The organism is Stenotrophomonas sp. ISL-67 (assembly GCF_018612915.1).
In the GTDB taxonomy this organism is placed as follows: domain Bacteria; phylum Pseudomonadota; class Gammaproteobacteria; order Xanthomonadales; family Xanthomonadaceae; genus Stenotrophomonas.
In genome coordinates this window covers 133,846-151,201 of the sequence record NZ_JAGGRL010000007.1, presented here as the reverse complement: position 1 = coordinate 151,201, position 17,356 = coordinate 133,846, and the positions used below count along the sequence as shown (strand labels likewise).

Below are 17,356 nucleotides of genomic sequence, written 5' to 3'. Positions count from 1 at the left end.
CGCGGCGGGGGAATGTCGATTCTCGCCCCCCGGCGCTGGCCTGCCAACCCGGCCCGCCCGCGGATTTGCATCCGGGCAGGATGGCCGGTACAATCCCGCCTCTTCACAACGCGTGGCAGAGTTCCGGCCGCTTCCTGGCCGCAATGAGCCCGACCTACTTGAGTTCTTCCATGAGCACTTTCACTGCAAAGTCCGAGACCGTCCAGCGCGACTGGTATCTCGTCGACGCCTCCGGCAAGACGCTGGGCCGTCTGTCCACCGAGCTGGCCCGCCGTCTGCGCGGCAAGCACAAGCCGGTCTACACCCCCCACGTTGATACCGGTGATTACCTGGTTGTCATCAATGCAGAAAAGATTGCCGTCACCGGCAACAAGCTGCAGGACAAGCTGTACCACCGCTTCACTGGCTACATCGGCAACCTGAAGACCGAAACTCTGGCCCAGGCGCTGGAGCGCCACCCGGAGCGCGTCATCGAAACCGCCGTCAAGGGCATGCTGCCGAAGGGCCCGCTGGGCCGCGCCATGTACCGCAAGCTCAAGGTGTACTCGGGTTCCGAGCACCCGCACGCCGCTCAGCAGCCCCAGGTTCTGGATATCTAATCATGGCTATCACTCAAAACTACGGCACCGGCCGCCGCAAGTCCTCCACCGCCCGCGTGTTCCTGCGCAAGGGCGCCGGCAACATCACCGTCAATGGCCGTCCGCTGGACGAGTTCTTTGGCCGTGAGACCGCACGCATGATCGTGCGCCAGCCGCTGGAGCTGACCAAGAACACCGAATCGTTCGACATCATGGTCACCGCCGCTGGCGGCGGCACCACCGGCCAGGCCGGTGCGATCCGCCTGGGCATTGCCCGCGCGCTGGTCGAGTACGACGAAACCCTGAAGTCCGAGCTGCGCAAGGCTGGCTTCATGACCCGTGACGCCCGTGAAGTCGAGCGTAAGAAGGTCGGCCTGCACAAGGCACGTCGCGCCACCCAGTTCTCCAAGCGCTGATCCATCGCGCCTGGCGTGGGATCCTTCGGGATCCCGCTGGGAGGAACGCAAAAGCCCGGCTTCGGCCGGGCTTTTGTCGTTTCAGTGGACGCGAAGGCGCTTACACCGCGCCCGGTTCGCCCTTGGCCTTGCTGCGCGGCCAATAGCCACCACCGCGCTTGGGCGCGGGGGCGCGCTTGCGCGGTCGGTCGTGCCCGGCCGCATGCCCGGGCATCCACGCTTCCTGGGCCGATTTGGGCATGGATTCCACTCCGGTGCCGGCCACGCCGCGCGCCAGCGGCGCCAGGTGGCGCAGCGCCCGTGCATAGACGCCGCGCTTGAACATCACCACGTGTTCCACCGGGTACCAGAAATCCACCCAGCGCCACTGGTCGAACTCGGGGCTGTCGGTATGGTCCAGGGTGACGTGCGATTCGTCGCCCGCCAGGCGCAGCAGGAACCAGACCTGCTTCTGGCCGATGCAGACCTGCTTCTCATTGCGGCGGATGGCCCGGGCCGGCAGGCGATAGCGCAGCCAGCCCGGCGTCGCACCCAGCACTTCTACGTGCTCTGGCAACAATCCGGTTTCTTCATGCAACTCGCGATACATGGCTTCGACAGGCGTCTCATCGGTATTCATGCCACCTTGCGGGAACTGCCAGCCATCCCGGCGCACACGTCGTGCCCAGAACACCTGCCCGTCCTGCCGCATCAGCACGATGCCGACGTTCGGTCGATAGCCGTCCGGATCGATCACGATGCGGACTCCTAGAAAAATCTACTGGTCAGGACTGTGACACGCCCGGTGCCCACTCACAAGCGCGGTGAAAAGGTGTTGACAGATTCCGTTTACATGCTCAGAATTGCCGGCTCACCAGGGCTATGTAGCTCAGCCGGTTAGAGCACAGCACTCATAATGCTGGGGTCGGTGGTTCGAGTCCACCCATAGCCACCAAGTTCGCTTGGATTCCTTGTGAAAAAGTGCGATAATTGCACACGTATTTTGCCCCGTCGCCAAGCGGTAAGGCACCTGACTCTGACTCAGGCATTCGGTGGTTCGAATCCATCCGGGGCAGCCAAACACGAAAAAGACCGATCGAAAGATCGGTCTTTTTTTTGTTTTGGCGCGGCATGCTGAACCGTATCGAGAATGATTCAGTTACGAAATTGACAACCATTCTCGTTTCGATTGGAATAGCCACAGGCCGATCCGGGCCTGCCTGCCGAGTCCGCACGTGTACGTCTGCATCTGTAACGGGGTAACCGACCACCAGATCCGCGAAGCCGCCCAGAGCGGTGTCGCCAGCGTGTCCGAGCTGACCATGCGCACCGGTTGCGGCGCCACCTGCGGTTCCTGCCTGGACATGGCGGCGGACCTGCTGGCGAAGGCCCGTTCCGTTGATCTGCCGCTACCCGTGCTGGGTCTGGCCCAGGTTGCCTGACGGCAACCTGCCCCAGCCCCGATAAGGTCATCCGGCCCCGCTAAGGTCATCCAGCCATGGGCTGGCTGCTACGGATCGTTTCCGCGCCTGTACGCGCACCCCGCCGGAAGGCGATAGCGAGCATGATTCGCGTTCCTTCATTGTTTGCGGGGACGCGCTACAGTGCCGGCGTTTTCACGCTGCAGGAGCACGGTCATGAAGGGCGACGCCAAGGTCATCGAATTCCTCAACAAGGTCCTCTACAACGAGCTGACCGCGATCAACCAGTACTTCCTGCATGCCAAGATGCTGAAGAACTGGGGTCTGAAGGAACTGGCCGAACATGAGTACAAGGAATCGATCGAGGAGATGAAGCACGCTGACGTGCTCTCCGATCGCATCCTGTTCCTTGAAGGCCTGCCGAACTTCCAGGCGCTGGGCAAGCTGCGTATTGGCGAAAACCCCACCGAGATCCTGCAGTGCGATCTGGCACTGGAGCGCGAGGGCACCGTCACGCTGCGTGACGCGGTGGCCTACGCCGATTCGGTCGGCGATTACGTCAGCCGCCAGCTGTTCGTGAAGATCCTCGACAACGAGGAAGAGCACATCGACTGGCTGGAAACCCAGCTGGAGCTGATCGAGCGCATTGGCGAGCCGAACTACCTGCTCACCAAGCTGGAAGAGTGATTCAGCGCGCGGCGGTGGCGCGCACGCTGGCCTGGTAGCCAGCCAGCGCCAACCGCGCACGCGCGTACTCGGCAATCAGCAGCGCCACGGCCACGGCCGGGCGCTCCAGCGTGCCGGCGCGGGCATCGTGTTCGATCCGACGGGCCGCCACCGACAGCGCCATCGCCCCCACGTTCGCGCTGGCCGATTTCAGGCTGTGCGCCAGCGCACGCAGTTTTTCCAGGTCGGCGGCAACCGAGGCGTCCTGCAGTTGCCGGATCAGCGGCGGCGTGTCTTCCAGGAACACGGCGATGATGTTGGCCGTCTCCGCGCCGATCACCTCCTGCAGCTCATCCAGCACGCCGGTGTCGAGCACTGCTGGCGCGCCGTCGTCGGCGGCGTTGTCTTCCATCTTGAACTGCCAGCGCAGCAGGCAGGCCTGCAGCGATTCGCGGTTGACCGGCTTGGACAGGTAATCGTCCATGCCCGCCTGCAGGCAGTGCTCGCGGTCGCCGGCCATCGCGTTGGCGGTCATCGCCACGATCGGCAGACGGGGGCGGCCCTGTGCGGCTTCCTGCTCACGCCAGCGGCGGGTGGCGCTGTAGCCATCCAGTACCGGCATCTGGCAATCCATCAGCACCAGATCGAAGGTACGGGTCTGCAGCTGCCGCAGGCCCTGTTCGCCATCGGTGGCGGTGGTGACCGTGCAGCCCAGCACCTGCAGCAGGCGCTGGGCGACCAGCAGGTTGACGCTGTTGTCTTCCACCAGCAGCAGGCGCAGGCCCAGCTGCGGGGCCTCCAGCGGCCCGCTGCAGGGCGCCGCGCTGGCCAGCAGGGGCGGCGGACGCGCGCTGACCACCGGCGGGCGCAGCACCGCATGCAGTTCGGCGTCGCCGGCATCGCGCGGCAGCACGTGGGTGTTCTCGTGCAGCAGTGCGGCCAGTGGCTCGTCGCCCTGCAGCCAGAGCAGGCGCGGGGAGGGCGTGCGGGCATCGTGCAGCACCGCGCGGTGCAGCGCGGTGGCGCCATGGCGCAGTGCGTGTGTGTCGGCGATCACCCACGCCAGGTCCGGTTCGATCCCGGCGCGCACCGGCGCGCGCAGGATGTCCAGCGCGGCCGAGGCGCTGTCCGCCGTATGCAGGCGGACGTCGTGATGCTGCAACACGCGCTGCAGGCGCTGTACCAGCAGCAGGTCTTCGCTGACCAGCAGCGCACGCGTGGTGATGGGTGCGGCCGGCAGATCGCCCGCCACCTTCAGCAGTGGAATTTCGAACCAGAAGGTGGCGCCGTGGCGCGGGGTGGAACTCACCCCGATGTTGCCGTGCATCAGGTCGATGATGCGCTTGCAGATGGCCAGACCCAGACCGGTGCCGCCGTAGATGCGCGTGGTGGAGGCATCGGCCTGGCTGAAGGACTGGAACAGCCGTGCCTGCAGGCTGCCGTCGATGCCGATGCCGGTGTCGATCACTTCAAAGCGAAGCTGGTGCTGGCTGGCCGTCTCGCCCTGGCGGGTCACGCGCAGGCGGATCTGGCCGCGCTCGGTGAACTTGATGGCGTTCACCATCAGGTTGCCCAGCACCTGGCGCAGCCGCACCGGGTCGCCGCGCACCGACAGCCGCACGGCCGGGTCCAGCTCCAGCGATACCGCCAGGCCCTTGGCGTCGGCACTGCGCTGCATGAGCTGGACGATGCCCTCCAGCAGCTCACGCAGGTTGAACGTGGTGATCTCCAGGTCCAGGCCCTTGGCCTCCAGACGGGAGTAGTCGAGGATGTCGTCGACGATGCGCAGCAATTGCTGCGAGCTGACCGTGGCGGTCTGCAGCATCTGCCGCTGGTCGTTGCCGAGCTGGCCGCGCGCGATCAGGTCCAGCATCGGCAGGATGCCGTTGAGCGGTGTGCGGATCTCGTGGCTCATGGTGGCCAGGAACTCGCCCTTGGCCAGTGCGGCGGCCTCGGCCGCCTGCTTGGCCTGCAGCAGCTCCTGTTCAAGCATGTCCTGCTGCTGCACGGCGCGCTGCAGGTGGTCACGCTCACCGGCCAGCGCGTCGTGGCGGCGCTGCGCCAGCGCCAGCTGCGCCTGCAGCTCACGCCAGCGGCTCACGCCGACCAGCGCGGCCATCACCCCCACGGCCGCGGTGCCGGCGGCGATGATCGGCCAAGGGCCATTGGCGCCGGCTGCGGCCATGCCGCTGGCGGTGGCGGCCAATGCGGCCGCGATAGCGGCCAGCCACAGCGAGAAGGGAACCCGTCCTTGGGCCGTCATGGTCAGAGCACCGCGGTGTGGAAGTCGAAGTTCAACTCGCTCCCGGCCGACTGCACCATGTTGCCCTGGATGAAATCGACCCCGCCCATCCACATCGCTGCGGCGGCCTGGGGATCCTCGATCTGCTGGCCGATGATCAGCGCCCCGCCGCGGTGCGCGGCATCGATCGCGCCGCGCAGTTCATCGCGGGTCTGCTGGTTGGCATGGCTGCTGGAGAAGCGGGCGGCCATGCGCACGAACGCCAGCGGCAACTGGCCAAGCAGGGCATTGGCTTCGCCGCTGGGTTCGAACTGGCTCAGGCAGAAGCGCACGCCGGCCGCGCTCATGCGCGAACAGAACTGCTGCAGGGTCACGGTGTGGATCAACGCGTCGGGCAGGCGTACGTCGATGACCAGCGCGCTGCAGGGCAGCTGGCGCTGCTGCAGCGTCTCCAGCAGCCAGTCGGCGAACGCGTCGCGGGCCAGCGTGCGCAGCGACTGTGACACGAACAGGCTTAGCGGCGGGGTGGCGTGGCGGTACAGGTCGAGCAGGTCCAGCGCATGGTCCAAGACCTGCTGGTCCAGGTCGGCGATGCGCCCGGCCGCTTCCGCAGCGGGGATCACCTGGCCGGCATTGAGCACGCTGCCGTCGGCCTGGCGCAGGCGCAACAGCACCTGGTACTGCGCGGTGTTGCCGCCGGCCACGGCCACGATGGGCTGGTAGGCCGGTTCGAGCTGGCCCTCGAGCATGGCCAGGTGTTCCTGCGCGGCAACGTCTTCGCGGCGCACGTGTGCGGCTACGCCAGATGGCAGCAGGCGCGCCTGCAGCGTGGTGCGCTCCACCGCCTCCAGCGCGGTGCCGGCATCGCCGAAGCCACCGGAGAGCTTTGCATGGCCGACCACGCCACGCAGGTGTACCGATTCCTCATCGCGGATCACGAAGGAGCGCGCGGACAGCTCATCGCGCAGCTGGTGCGCCATTGCATCCAGCGATTCCTCGTCCACGCCCCGGGCCAGGACCAGGAAGCTGTTGTCGTTCAGGCGCGCCAGCAGGTGCGGATGCGCGTTGTCGGCCAGCCGCTGCGCGGCCTGCACCATCAACCGTTCGAACGCGGCATAGCCATAGCGTTCGCGCAGGCCCAGTGCACTGGCCACTTCAATGAAGAACAGGCCGCCGTGGGCACCCTGTGACAGCGCGGTGCTCAGCTGCTGCATCACGTGGTGGCGGGTGGGCAGGCCGGTTTCCGGGTTGTTCATCGCCGGGGCACCCTGCGCACCCGGCTGCTGGGCGGCCTGCGCGCGGGCGCGGCGGATCCGGTTGGACACCGCTGCAATCAGGTGGCGCGGGCGGATCGGCTTGGTCAGGAAATCGTCGGCACCGCTGTCGAGTACTTCGAACTGGCGCTCCGGGTCCGGGTCGCCGCTGAGGAACACGATGGGCAGCAACTGCTGGCCCGGCTGCTGGCGGATCAGTGCGGTCAGGCGCATGCCGTCCAGGCCCGGCAGGTGCAGGTCCATCAGGATCAGGTCAGGGCGTTGTTGGTTGATCACCTGCTGCACGCCTTCGGCCTCGCTGTGCACGATGGCTTCCATGCCGGCACCATGCAGCACGCTCTGTGCGAACAGGGCCTGCGAGCGGTCATCCTCGACGATCAGCACGCGGTAGGGCGCCTCGCTGCCCAGCGGCGGTGGGTTGGCATCGTCCTGCCACTGCGACGGCGGCAGCACCGGCGGGGTGGACACGGCAGCGGCTGCGGCAGCGTTGAGCTGCACCACATTGCTCGGCGCGGGCGCCACGGCCGGCGCGTTGGCACTTGCCCAGCGCTGCCAATGATCGGCGGGCGGGGTTTCGGCGCGGGTGACGCGGGTGGATGCAACAACGTTGTCTTGGACGGCCATCAGTACTCCCTGTCTGCGGCGCGATTATGCGGCATCGCGGTCGGCCAGTGCCCCGGGCTTGCCCGCCGGTTGCCGCAGCAGCCAGCGCATGCCCTTCCACAGGGTGCGCCAGACCAGCCAGACCACCAGCGCGCCGACCAGGCTGCAGGCCACCACGACGATCAATGCCATCCACGGGTGCGCCAGCGCCAACGCCAGGCCGCCCACCACCACCGTGTCTTCAGCCGCCGAGGCCACCCAGTTGCTGGCGGGCTCCGGCGAGGTATTGAGCAGGGCACGGGTGCCCGATTTCAGGCCATGGCTGGCCAGTGCCACGCCGGCACCGGCGGCCAGCGCGGTGGCGCTGAGTTCGCCATTGGGCGACAGCGTGGCGGCGGCCAGGAAGGCACCGGCCGGTACCCGGGCCAGGGTCTGGACCAGGTCCCAGGCCGAGTCCACCCCGGGGATCTTGTCGGCGACGAATTCGGTGATGGCAAGCGCAGCCGAGGTACCCAGCACCCACCAGGATTCGGTGGCCTGCAGCGCCGGCGGCAGCTCCACCCAGCCCAGCAGCCCCGCCAGGCCCACCCCGAACACGGTGAGGTACACGCGGATGCCGGCCAGCCAGGCCAGCAGTATGCCGATCACGAACAGGTGGGCCTCGGTCATGGCAGGCGCTCCGGCGAAAGTGTGCACAGGCCCACACTATCGGGGATGACGACCGTGAACGCTACTGTCCCTGCCAACCCTGACTTACACTAACAAGTCGCTCTTCCCGACAGGGGTCGTGTCGGTATCGCCCAAGCCGCGGTGCCGCCGTAATCGCCATGAACAACCCGACACCGTCCCGCATCCAGATCCGCCGCCCCGGTACCCCGGTGGCGCCCGATCGCCGCCGCCTGCTGATCCTGGCCGGCCTCTGGCTGGCCAGCCTGGTCCTGGCCGTGCTGCTGGGCCGCTGGACCGCTGGCCCCGGCGGGGACGCCGGCCGCCAGCTGGGCGCCGCGGAAGCACGCGCCGACACCTTGCAGAAGCAGGTGGTGGAGCTGCAGCAGACCCAGGCCACCCTGCAGGCGTCTGATCGGATCAGCCGTGCAGCCAACAATGAGGTGCAGACCTCGCTGGGCGAGCGCGACGAGGAAATCGCCGGCCTTCGCGCCGACGTGGCCTTCTACGAACGCCTGGTGGGATCCACCAGCCAGCGCAAGGGCCTGAACACCCATTCCATTGAATTCTCGCCGGAAGCGGGGGGCACCTGGCAGTACGCCGTGGTGCTGACCCAGAACCTCAACCGTGGCGCGATCAGCCAAGGCCAGATGCGGTTTACGGTTGAAGGCGTCAAGGAGGGCAAGTTGACCTCGGTCAGCTGGGACGAGCTGCACCAGCGCACCAAGGTGCCGGGCCAGGATTATTCCTTCCGGTACTTCCAGCAGCTCACCGGCAGCGTCATGTTGCCCAAGGACTTCACCCCGCAACGTGTGCGGGTCACGCTGGGAACCGGCGCAGGGGGCGCCACCCAGGTATTCGACTGGAAGCAGGCCGGAGCACCGGCTGCAGCAACGGCAAAAGAAGGGGAGTAAGCCCATGTTTGGCAGCAACAAATCCAACCGCGACGGGCATCTGGTCGTGGACGCGCTGATCGGCGCGCAGGTGGTGATCCGGGGAGACGTGGAATTCAGCGGTGGCCTGTATGTGGAAGGCACCATCCTGGGCAAGGTGATCGCCCAGGACGGCGCCACCATGGCCACCCTTACGCTGGCCGAGCAGGGCAGCATCGAAGGCGAGATCCGCGCCCACGTGGTGGTGGTGAGTGGCCGCCTGGATGGCGACGTGCACGCCAGCGAGCGGGTCGAACTGACCCCCAGCGCCCGCGTTACCGGCAATGTCCACTACCAGGTGGTGGAAATGAACGCCGGCGCCCAGCTGACCGGACGCCTGATCCATGGCGGTGCCCAGATGGCCCTGCCGCCGCCGTCCGAGGACAGCGACGCGCAGAACGATGGCAAGGACGGCAACGCCCGCAGGAAGCTGGCCGAAGCGATGGCCTGAACGGCCGGTGCTTGAAAGCGTGCCCATGCACCCCCATGCTGGGTACATGAGCACGCTAGTTTCCCTGCCCGGCGCCCCCACCCCCGCCGCTGCGCCGAATTACCAGTCGCTGGACCGTCCCCTGAACTTCACCGAGGCCGCTGCGGCCAAGGTCAAGGAACTGATCCAGGACGAAGCCGGTGATGCGCTGGCCCTGCGCGTCTACATCCAGGGCGGTGGCTGTTCCGGTTTCCAGTACGGCTTCGAGTTCGACGAGAACCGTGCCGAGGACGATCTGGCCGTGGATACCAACGGCGTGACCCTGCTGGTCGATCCGCTCAGCCTGCAGTACCTGATGGGCGCCGAAGTGGACTACACCGAAAGCCTGACCGGCGCGCAGTTCGTGATCCGCAATCCGAACGCGAAAACCACCTGCGGCTGCGGCAGCAGTTTCAGCATGTGATCGCCGCAGCGGTGCCGAACCGCGCCGCTTGCTGTTCCGGTTGAATAGCGGCAGGCTTCAGGGATGTCCAATTTCTCCTTGCCGCTTGCCGGTTTTGCATTCACCACCGAACCCCTTGAACGCGCCGATACCCTGCGTGACGACGCCGATGCGTTGTTGCGGCTGTGGCCGCAGGCGCATCTGCTCGTGCTGGATCCTGATGGCCGCGCGCTGGCCGGCGACGACGGCCAGCCGCTGGCGCTGACCGGCGCCCAGGTGGGAGGCGGCCCCGGCACGGCCATCTTCCTTGGCCTGCGCGGCGAGCAGGCGTGGTTCTCGGTTGAATCCGCTGCCATCGATGCCACTGCCCCCCAGCGCGTGGACCTGCGCGAATCAGCCACCACCTGGTCGGCTGCCGATGCCAGCGCTTTCTGCTATGCCCGCGGCATGTCGTACTGGCAGTCGCGCACCCGCTTCTGCGGCGTGTGCGGCGGTGCCGTGGCTTTCACCCGTGGCGGGTTCATCGGCCGCTGCGCCAAATGCAACACCGAGCACTACCCGCGCGTGGACCCGGCGGTGATCGTGGCGGTGGAAAACAACGGTCGCCTGCTGCTGGGCCGCCAGGCCAACTGGGCCCCGCGCCGTTACTCGGTGCTGGCCGGGTTCGTGGAGCCGGGCGAATCGCTGGAACAGACAGTGGTGCGTGAAGTCTTCGAGGAAAGCCGGGTGCGGGTGCGCCAGTGTCGCTACCTCGGCACCCAGCCCTGGCCGTTCCCGGGCGCGCTCATGCTGGGCTTCAGTGCCACCGCCGAAGACGACGTGCCCACCGTGGACGGCGAGCTGGAAGATGCGCGCTGGTTCACCGCCGAGGAAGTGGGTGCTGCGCTGGCCCGTGACCTCGAGGACGACGGGGTGGGCATCCGCCTGTCGCCGCCGGTCTCGATTTCACGCAGCCTGATCGAGCACTGGTACCGCAACCAGGTGAGCTGATCCAGGCACCACGTTGCCGCTGCCTGAACACGGGGCGGCATACATTACCCGTGGCCCGGGCAATTTCCGGGCCGCAAGGCATAGTAGCGGCCAGAAACCGAACGGAGGCAGTCATGTTCACCACCCTGGTCGCTGTGCTGGTTGCCCTGGCCCTGGGCCATGTCGCGCCTGCCGCGGCCGTGGCGCTGCGCCGCTTCGGCGGGTACCGGCGTTGGCTGCAGTGGTTGGACGCACACGCCGCCGAAACCGGCTTCTGGCGCGGCCGCCACGGCTGGCTGGTGGCGGTGGTTCCGTTCGTGCTGGTGCTGGCCCTGCTGCAATGGGCGCTGCATGACCGCCTGTTCGGCCTGCCGTCGCTGCTGTTGGGCATCGCCACGCTGGTGATCTGCTGGGGGCCGCGCGACCTGGACCGCGACGTCGAGGCGGTGATCGACGCGGACGACGCGCACGCCCGGCATGCGGCCATCGACCAGCTGCAATCGGCCGGCGGCAGCCTGCAGGAAGACGTGCCTTCGCTGGTGGTAGCCACCGTGCTCAACGCGTTGCGGCGCTGGTTCGCAGTGCTGTTCTGGTTCCTGCTGCTGGGCCCGGTAGGTGCGCTGGCTTACCGCCTGCTCGCGTTGCTGGCGGTGGGACCGATGCGCTCGCTGGCCGACGTGGAAACCGTGGTCGGCGCGCGCCAGGTGCTGTCCTGGCTGGAATGGCCGGTGGCCCAGCTGATGTCGCTGTCGATGGCGCTGGTGGGCAACTTCGATACGGCGTACAAGGCCTGGCGCGAGGCGCACGGCAATAGTTGGGCGGCTTCCACGGATTTCCTGGGCGCCGTAGCACGCGCCAGCGTCAGCGCCGAGCTGCGCGAAGACGCGCACGATTACAGCGATGCGGGCATGGTGCCGGTATGGCGCCGCCTGCCCGAGCTGCGTGATGCAATGAGCCTGGTCTGGCGCATGCTGCTGCTGTGGATGGCGGCGCTGGCGTTGCTCGTGATCGCAGGTTGGGTGACGTAGCGCAGTGTCATTTGGAAAACCCCCGGAGTACGGGGGCGACCGCGAAGCGGTGGGGGTTGTGGGGGGCACAGCAATGGGGCCCACGATGCGCGGAGCGGATCGTGGGGCGGCAGCGCGCATGCGATGACGCGTACCCGCCGGCCGCTGGCCGGCCCAGGCGGTCTATGCCGCGTTCGGCGCCAATGCGGTAAACGGAAACCAAGGCAGGTTGCGCAACACCGCGTAGCCAACCAGCAGCACCAGCCAGAAGGTGGGATTGGCCAGCACCCGCATCAGCGGGTCCAGTGCGCGCATGCGCAGGCCCGCGTTGTTGAGCAGCATCAGCAGCAGGAACGGCAGCGAAATCACCAGCAGCGGATTCATCGCCATCGCGCCAGCCCAGTCGAAATGCACCAGCGAATACAGGCAGCGCGTGCTGCCACAGCCGGGGCAGTACAACCCGGTCAATGCGTACAGCGGGCAGCCCGGCAATGGGCTGTTGCCGGCATACGGGCTGACATGGCGCAGCACCACGGTCGCGCCCACGGCCAGCCCGGCACTGATGGCCAGCGGTGCCCAACGCGACAGGGTGGAACGGGAAGGCATCGTCATGTCGGCAGAACGGCCCGAGCCGGGCACCCCGTGCGGGCGCCGAACCGGGCCGTCCAAGGGGGCGATCAGTAGTTGCCGCCACCCAGCGCGCCGCCGATGCCCATCACCACGACCAGGATGATGTAAAGCACGATGGCCACGACGCCGATGATGGCCGACCACATGGCCCACTTCTTGGCGTTGTTCGACGATTCCTGTGCGCCGGCGATGTCACCTGCAGCCAGCTTGCCGTTGACCTGTGCGGCATACACGATCGACACGATGCCGGCCGGCAGGCAGCAGAACAGGGTGGTCAGGATGGCCCAGACCAGGTTGTTGGGGACTTGTGGGGCAGTGGCGTTCATGGGTGAAGCTCCATTTTCTGGGGTGAGTTGAACGAAGGGTGTTTCACAGGTCGGAAAGAGCGCCCAGCGCGGCCATGCCGCCAAACAGGCCAAGCCACAACAGCAGCAGTACGGGCATGGCGAGTGCCGATGCCAGCGCCCATCCGCCCGCCTTGCGCGATGCGTCATACGCACCGGCCAGGTCGCCGGCCGCGCGGCGGCCATCGACCTGGGCCGCATACACGATCGACACCACGCCCAACGGCAGGCAGCAGAACAATGTTGTCAGGATCGCCCAGACCAGATGGTTGGGGACGACAACGCCCGGTGGGGCGGGTGGCGGCAGATGATTCAAGTACGACTCCATTCCATTGGCTGTCTCTTGGCATCTCCCAACGCCAAGTGACACCCCCTATGGGCGGTAATCTACCCGATGTTCCCGGCGATGTATGCGTTTACATGACCGCCGCACGGGATTTTTTTGCATGCGGCTTCTAGCCTTGATCGCCGCGCAGCGTGCGGACCTGCGCTTCCAGTCCCTCGGCGGTGGCCGTAGCGCCATCGAACGGCGGGCCGGCGAACACCTCGACGTGGGCGCGCAGACGGCGCGGCACGCGCATGCGCCCCAGCCGGGTATCTCGCCGGCTCCACATGCTGGCCCACATGCCGCGCAGTGCCATCGGCACCACCGGCACCGGCCGGCGTTCGAGAATCTTTTCCACGCCGGATTTGAATGTGGCCATCTCGCCATCGCGGGTCAGCGCACCTTCGGGGAAGATGCAGACCAGCTCCCCGTCGGCCAGGGCCGCGTCCACCTCATCGAAGGCGGCCTGCATCAGCGCGGGGTTTTCGCGCGCGCCAGCAATGGGAATGGCCCTGGCGGTGCGGAAGATCCAGCGCATCACCGGGATGTTGAAGATCTTGTAATACATGACGAAACGCACCGGGCGCGGGATTGTCGCCGACAGGATCAGTGCGTCCATGTAGCTGACGTGGTTGCACACGATCAGCGCGGCGCCTTCGTCGGGCACGTTGGCTTCGATGCCGTGCGGGCGCAGGCGGTACAGGAAGCGCACCATCACCCAGCTGAGGAAGCGCATCAGGAATTCGGGGACGATGGTGAAGATGTAGATCGCCACCACTGCATTGGCGATCGCCAGCGCCAGGAACAGCTGTGGGATGGTCCAGTGCAGGAACTTCTGCGTGGCCAGCGCGATCATCGCCGCAGCGACGATGAAGCCGGAGTTCTGGATGTTGAGTGCGGCGAACACGCGCGACATTTCCGATTTCGGCGTGCGGCTCTGGATCAGCGCGAACAGCGGTACCACGAAGAAGCCGGTGAACAGGCCGATGCCGACCAGGTCGATGATGATGCGCACGCTGCCCGGCGCCGCCACGAACGCGGCCACGCTCAAACCGGCGGTGGTGGCGGTGCCGGCGCGCGCGAAGTACAGGTCCAGCATGAAAGCGGTCATGCCGAACGCGCCCAGCGGCACCAGGCCGATTTCAACGGTACGGCCTGACAGCTTTTCGCACAGCAGCGAGCCCACCCCGGTACCCACCGAGAACAGCGCCAGCGCGAAGATGTACAGCGTCGGTTTGCCGCCGAGGTTGACCACCGCGTAGGTGGGCAGCTGCGAGGTGAGCATGGTGCCGACGAACCAGAACCACGACACGCCCAGGATGGCGTTGGCCACCGCCTTCTGCTTTTTGGCCAGGCGCAGCACCGCCAACGACTCGGGAATGGGGTTCCAGTTGATCTTGAGGTCGGGTGCGCCGGCATCGACCTTGGGGATCATGCGCGCGGTGATGTTGCCGACGATGGCCAGGGCGATCACGGCGGTGCCGGCTACCACCGGACCGAAGCTGCCGGCCAGGATGAAGATGGCGCCACCGCTGATCATGCCGGTCAGGATCGACATGGAGGTGCCCATTTCCACCAAGCCGTTGCCGCCGGTGAGCTCTTCGGGCTTGAGCACCGACGGCAGCACCGAATACTTCACCGGGCCGAACAACGTGGACTGCAGGCCCGTGCAGAACAGCGCGATGAGCAGCACCGGCATGCTCTGGGTGAGGAAGCCGGCCGCGGCCAGCGTCATGATCGCGATTTCCATCGTGGTGGTGATCACGATCAGGCGCGATTTCTCCAGCTTCTCGGCGATCTGCCCGGCCAGGGCGGAGAACAGGAAGTAGGGCAGGATGAAGATGGCCGGTGCCAGCGTGGTGTACAGCGACTGCTCGGCCTGGCTGACGCCGAGGTAGAACAGCAGGCCGATGATGGCCTGGCGGTACACGTTGTCGTTGAACGCCCCCAGCGACTGCACGATGAAAAAAGGCAGGAAGCGGCGCTGCTTGAGCAGGGCGAACTGACTGTGGCCGGACATGGAATCTCCTTGCGAGCCGGCAGACTAGCATGCAGCCGGGCAGAGCCTGGCGCTCAACGGCCACGCAATGCCCGGGCGCGTGGCGACGCGTTCTTCACCCCTTCACGTCAGATGCAACCTGGCGCGGCTCTGCCCCGCTGACTTCGTTCGCCGCCGCACGCAGTTTTGGCAGCAGGCGCAGCATCAGGCCGATCTGGGTGCGGATCAGCTGCAGTTTGGGCGGCATCTCATCATTCAGTTGCTCCAGCTGTTCGGCCAGCGCACGGTCGCCCTCGTTGGCGGCTTCGTCGACCGGTTCGCGCCGTGCCAGCGCGCCGGCGATCTGCTGCATGGCCTGCTGCACGCGCTCGCCGCTGGAGCGGGCCAACGGGTCCTGGGCGTAGCTGTCCAGCTGCGCACGATGGGCGCCGAGTGCGGAAAGATGGCCCAGCAGGGTGTTGGACAGCGCCAGGAAGCGGAAACCGGCATCCAGGTTGCCGCGCACGTGGCCGGGCTCACGCAGCATGTTGGACAGCGCGGTGGACAGGGCCACATCCGCGTTGTGCATGTCGCGGCGGGCGATGCGGTAGGCAAGGTCGTCCTGCATGCCGCTGCCGTACTGGCCCAGCACCGCCTGCAGGTAGCCAGCGCAGCGCTCGAGCACGCGCGCCATGACCAGGTCCAGGCGCCGGCCCTGCCAGTCGGGCAGGATCAGGAACGCGGCAGCGGCCGCGATGGCGCAGCCGAGCAGGGTGTCGACCAGGCGCGGCCAGATCAGCAGGAAGCCATCGCCGATCAGGTTGAAGCAGGTCAACGCCATCACGGTGATGGCGGCGGAGGCGACCAGGTAGCGGTCGCTGCGGGTGAAGAAGAACAGCAGGGCCGAGAGCAGGGCGATCAGCAGTTCGATGCGCAGGTCCTGGAACAGCTGCATCAGGGCCCAGGTGAGCACCAGCCCGATCAGGGTGCCGGCGATGCGCTGGGCCAGCCGTTGGCGGGTGGCGCCGAAGTTGGGGCGGCACACGAACACAATGGTGAGCAGCACCCAGGAGCCGTTCTGGGCGTTGAACAGGCGGATGGCAGCGAAGCCCACGATCAGCGCCAACGCCATGCGCAGGCCGTGCCGGAACAGCAGGGAGCCGGGGGTGAGCTGCTGGCGGATGCGCACGCCCATCTCGCGCAGGGTGTGCGGGTTGGTGTCGCGCAGGCGGGTATCGACGTTGTCCAGGGTGGATTCGGACTGGGCTGCTTCGGAGAGGCGGCGTTCGATGCTCTGCAGGTTGTGGCCGAGCAGTTCCAGCGAGGAGAGCAGGCGCTGCCACTGGGGGTTGTGCTGGGCGCGCAGCCAGGTGAGCGAGTCGGTCAGGTCGGCGGTAGCCTGGCGGGTGCGTTCGCCGTAGTCGAAGGGGCGGCGCAGGCGGATGGCGGTGCCCAGGTTGGCGCAGGCTTCGCCCTGCAGGGCAAGCAGGCGCTGGCAGCGGTAGAGCACGTCGCTGTGGAAGAAAGCCTCGGTAAGCGCGCCATAGGGGTAGTGCGAGGAGCTGGCGCGTTCGTGGAAGTCCTGGGCCATGTAGTACAGGCGCAGGTATAGGCCGGATTGCACGCCGGGGCGGCCGGAGCGGCCAAACCGGGCCAGGATGGCGGTCTTGGCGATGTTGAGGGCTTCGACGACGCGGCGGTTCTGTTCGGCGAGGGCCAGCTGGCGCTTCTGCACGTCGGCATCGCGCACGGGTTCGAACAGGTCGGCCTTGAGCTGCAGGTAGCGGCCCAGTTCGAGGTAAAGGCGTGCGAGTCGTTCGCGCACGGGCCGGTTGGCGAACAGGGCGGTCCACAGGATGGAAAGCAGGCCGTACCAGAGCGCACCGGCCAGCAGGTGGCTGACGGCATGGAGGGCCTGCGCGCGGTCGGCAGCGCCATGTTGTTCCAGGCCGATCATGGTGTAGATGGCCAGGGTGACGGTGGCCTGTGCGATGGACGCGTAGCGTTCGCCCAGTGCGCCAAGCAGGGTCAGGCCGAAGGTGGAAAGGGCAAGGGCCGCGATGAACACCCAGGGCCAGGCGAACAGTTCGACGACGGCGGCTGCGGCTACGACGAAACAGAGCAGCGACAGCGCAACCGACTTGGTGCGGCCCCACCAGTTGTCGTCGGTTTCGGCAATGGCGCTGGCGATGATGCCCAGGAATACGCCCGGCAATGCTGGCAGCTGGTCCAGCTGCCAGCACACGCCCATGGCCACGGACAACGCGATGAACACCCGCAGCCCATAGCTGGCCTTCTCATGCGCCCATAGGCGGCTCAGACGGGATTCTCGGGCGGACATGCGGACTCGGGGTACGGGATCGCCCCATTATTGCGGTATTACAGTGAAACCTGCATTGAAGCCCCACAAGCGGTAGCGCCGGCCGTTGGCCGGCCCTCACGATGCCCGCACAA

Annotated in this window: 18 protein-coding genes and 2 tRNA genes; 11 read left to right on the top strand and 9 right to left on the bottom strand. The window is 66.9% G+C overall.

Annotated features, from left to right (window positions below; translation table 11 throughout):
- Nucleotides 1-170 precede the first annotated feature (170 nt).
- Nucleotides 171-599 (top strand): 50S ribosomal protein L13, encoded by a 429-nt coding sequence (rplM, locus tag J7J08_RS09535; RefSeq protein WP_017354548.1) that lies wholly within the window; start codon nucleotides 171-173, stop codon nucleotides 597-599.
- Nucleotides 600-601: 2 nt separating this feature from the next.
- Complete coding sequence (gene rpsI / locus J7J08_RS09530; RefSeq protein WP_017354549.1) at nucleotides 602-994, top strand: 30S ribosomal protein S9; 393 nt, start codon at nucleotides 602-604, stop codon at nucleotides 992-994.
- Between the two features lie 100 nt (nucleotides 995-1,094).
- Here the strand turns inward: rpsI and J7J08_RS09525 are convergent, their stop codons facing one another.
- Nucleotides 1,095-1,730 (bottom strand): RNA pyrophosphohydrolase, encoded by a 636-nt coding sequence (locus tag J7J08_RS09525; protein ID WP_214904482.1) that lies wholly within the window; start codon nucleotides 1,728-1,730, stop codon nucleotides 1,095-1,097.
- Nucleotides 1,731-1,851: 121 nt separating this feature from the next.
- Between J7J08_RS09525 and J7J08_RS09520 the strand changes: the two genes are divergently transcribed.
- The 4 genes from J7J08_RS09520 (at nucleotide 1,852) to bfr (ending at nucleotide 3,081) form a co-directional block, all read left to right on the top strand.
- Nucleotides 1,852-1,928: transfer RNA gene (locus tag J7J08_RS09520), tRNA-Met, on the top strand.
- Between the two features lie 49 nt (nucleotides 1,929-1,977).
- Nucleotides 1,978-2,052 (top strand) — tRNA-Gln (locus J7J08_RS09515).
- Nucleotides 2,053-2,208: 156 nt separating this feature from the next.
- Complete coding sequence (locus tag J7J08_RS09510; RefSeq protein ID WP_214904481.1) at nucleotides 2,209-2,415, top strand: bacterioferritin-associated ferredoxin; 207 nt, start codon at nucleotides 2,209-2,211, stop codon at nucleotides 2,413-2,415.
- A gap of 195 nt (nucleotides 2,416-2,610) precedes the next feature.
- A complete protein-coding gene (gene bfr, locus J7J08_RS09505; protein WP_214904479.1) occupies nucleotides 2,611-3,081 on the top strand; it encodes a bacterioferritin in 471 nt (156 codons plus the stop codon).
- 1 nt (nucleotide 3,082) lies between these two features.
- Here bfr and J7J08_RS09500 read toward each other — a convergent pair whose 3' ends face one another.
- Genes J7J08_RS09500 through J7J08_RS09490 form a run of 3 tightly spaced genes read right to left on the bottom strand, consistent with a single transcriptional unit; the run spans nucleotide 3,083 to nucleotide 7,848 of the window.
- Nucleotides 3,083-5,287, bottom strand: a complete 2,205-nt coding sequence (locus J7J08_RS09500) for an ATP-binding protein (RefSeq protein ID WP_214904622.1) — start codon at nucleotides 5,285-5,287, stop codon at nucleotides 3,083-3,085.
- A gap of 38 nt (nucleotides 5,288-5,325) precedes the next feature.
- Nucleotides 5,326-7,200 (bottom strand): EAL domain-containing response regulator, encoded by a 1,875-nt coding sequence (locus J7J08_RS09495; RefSeq protein ID WP_214904477.1) that lies wholly within the window; start codon nucleotides 7,198-7,200, stop codon nucleotides 5,326-5,328.
- Between the two features lie 24 nt (nucleotides 7,201-7,224).
- Entirely contained in the window at nucleotides 7,225-7,848 is a 624-nt protein-coding gene (locus J7J08_RS09490; protein ID WP_214904476.1) for a DUF4126 domain-containing protein, read from the bottom strand.
- Nucleotides 7,849-8,006: 158 nt separating this feature from the next.
- Between J7J08_RS09490 and J7J08_RS09485 the strand changes: the two genes are divergently transcribed.
- From J7J08_RS09485 to ampE, 5 genes are all read left to right on the top strand, one after another.
- Entirely contained in the window at nucleotides 8,007-8,759 is a 753-nt protein-coding gene (locus J7J08_RS09485) for a DUF6776 family protein (RefSeq protein ID WP_214904473.1), read from the top strand.
- A gap of 4 nt (nucleotides 8,760-8,763) precedes the next feature.
- Nucleotides 8,764-9,228, top strand: coding sequence for a polymer-forming cytoskeletal protein (locus J7J08_RS09480; RefSeq protein WP_214904470.1), 465 nt, complete (start codon nucleotides 8,764-8,766; stop codon nucleotides 9,226-9,228).
- Nucleotides 9,229-9,274: 46 nt separating this feature from the next.
- Entirely contained in the window at nucleotides 9,275-9,670 is a 396-nt protein-coding gene (erpA, locus tag J7J08_RS09475) for an iron-sulfur cluster insertion protein ErpA (protein WP_214904468.1), read from the top strand.
- A 63-nt stretch (nucleotides 9,671-9,733) separates the two neighbouring features.
- Nucleotides 9,734-10,639: an NAD(+) diphosphatase gene (nudC, locus tag J7J08_RS09470; protein ID WP_214904466.1), complete on the top strand. Its 906-nt coding sequence runs from the start codon at nucleotides 9,734-9,736 to the stop codon at nucleotides 10,637-10,639.
- Nucleotides 10,640-10,752: 113 nt separating this feature from the next.
- Complete coding sequence (gene ampE, locus J7J08_RS09465; RefSeq protein WP_214904464.1) at nucleotides 10,753-11,646, top strand: regulatory signaling modulator protein AmpE; 894 nt, start codon at nucleotides 10,753-10,755, stop codon at nucleotides 11,644-11,646.
- Between the two features lie 162 nt (nucleotides 11,647-11,808).
- Here ampE and J7J08_RS09460 read toward each other — a convergent pair whose 3' ends face one another.
- From J7J08_RS09460 to yccS, 5 genes are all read right to left on the bottom strand, one after another.
- Nucleotides 11,809-12,237: a DUF2752 domain-containing protein gene (locus J7J08_RS09460; protein WP_214904462.1), complete on the bottom strand. Its 429-nt coding sequence runs from the start codon at nucleotides 12,235-12,237 to the stop codon at nucleotides 11,809-11,811.
- A 65-nt stretch (nucleotides 12,238-12,302) separates the two neighbouring features.
- On the bottom strand, nucleotides 12,303-12,581 hold the full coding sequence (locus J7J08_RS09455; protein WP_214904460.1) for a CD225/dispanin family protein: 279 nt from the start codon (nucleotides 12,579-12,581) through the stop codon (nucleotides 12,303-12,305).
- Between the two features lie 43 nt (nucleotides 12,582-12,624).
- Nucleotides 12,625-12,915 (bottom strand): CD225/dispanin family protein, encoded by a 291-nt coding sequence (locus J7J08_RS09450; protein ID WP_251006538.1) that lies wholly within the window; start codon nucleotides 12,913-12,915, stop codon nucleotides 12,625-12,627.
- A 139-nt stretch (nucleotides 12,916-13,054) separates the two neighbouring features.
- Entirely contained in the window at nucleotides 13,055-14,944 is a 1,890-nt protein-coding gene (locus J7J08_RS09445) for an MFS transporter (protein ID WP_214904454.1), read from the bottom strand.
- Nucleotides 14,945-15,038: 94 nt separating this feature from the next.
- Nucleotides 15,039-17,243, bottom strand: coding sequence for a YccS family putative transporter (yccS, locus tag J7J08_RS09440; protein ID WP_214904452.1), 2,205 nt, complete (start codon nucleotides 17,241-17,243; stop codon nucleotides 15,039-15,041).
- Nucleotides 17,244-17,356: the final 113 nt, after the last annotated feature.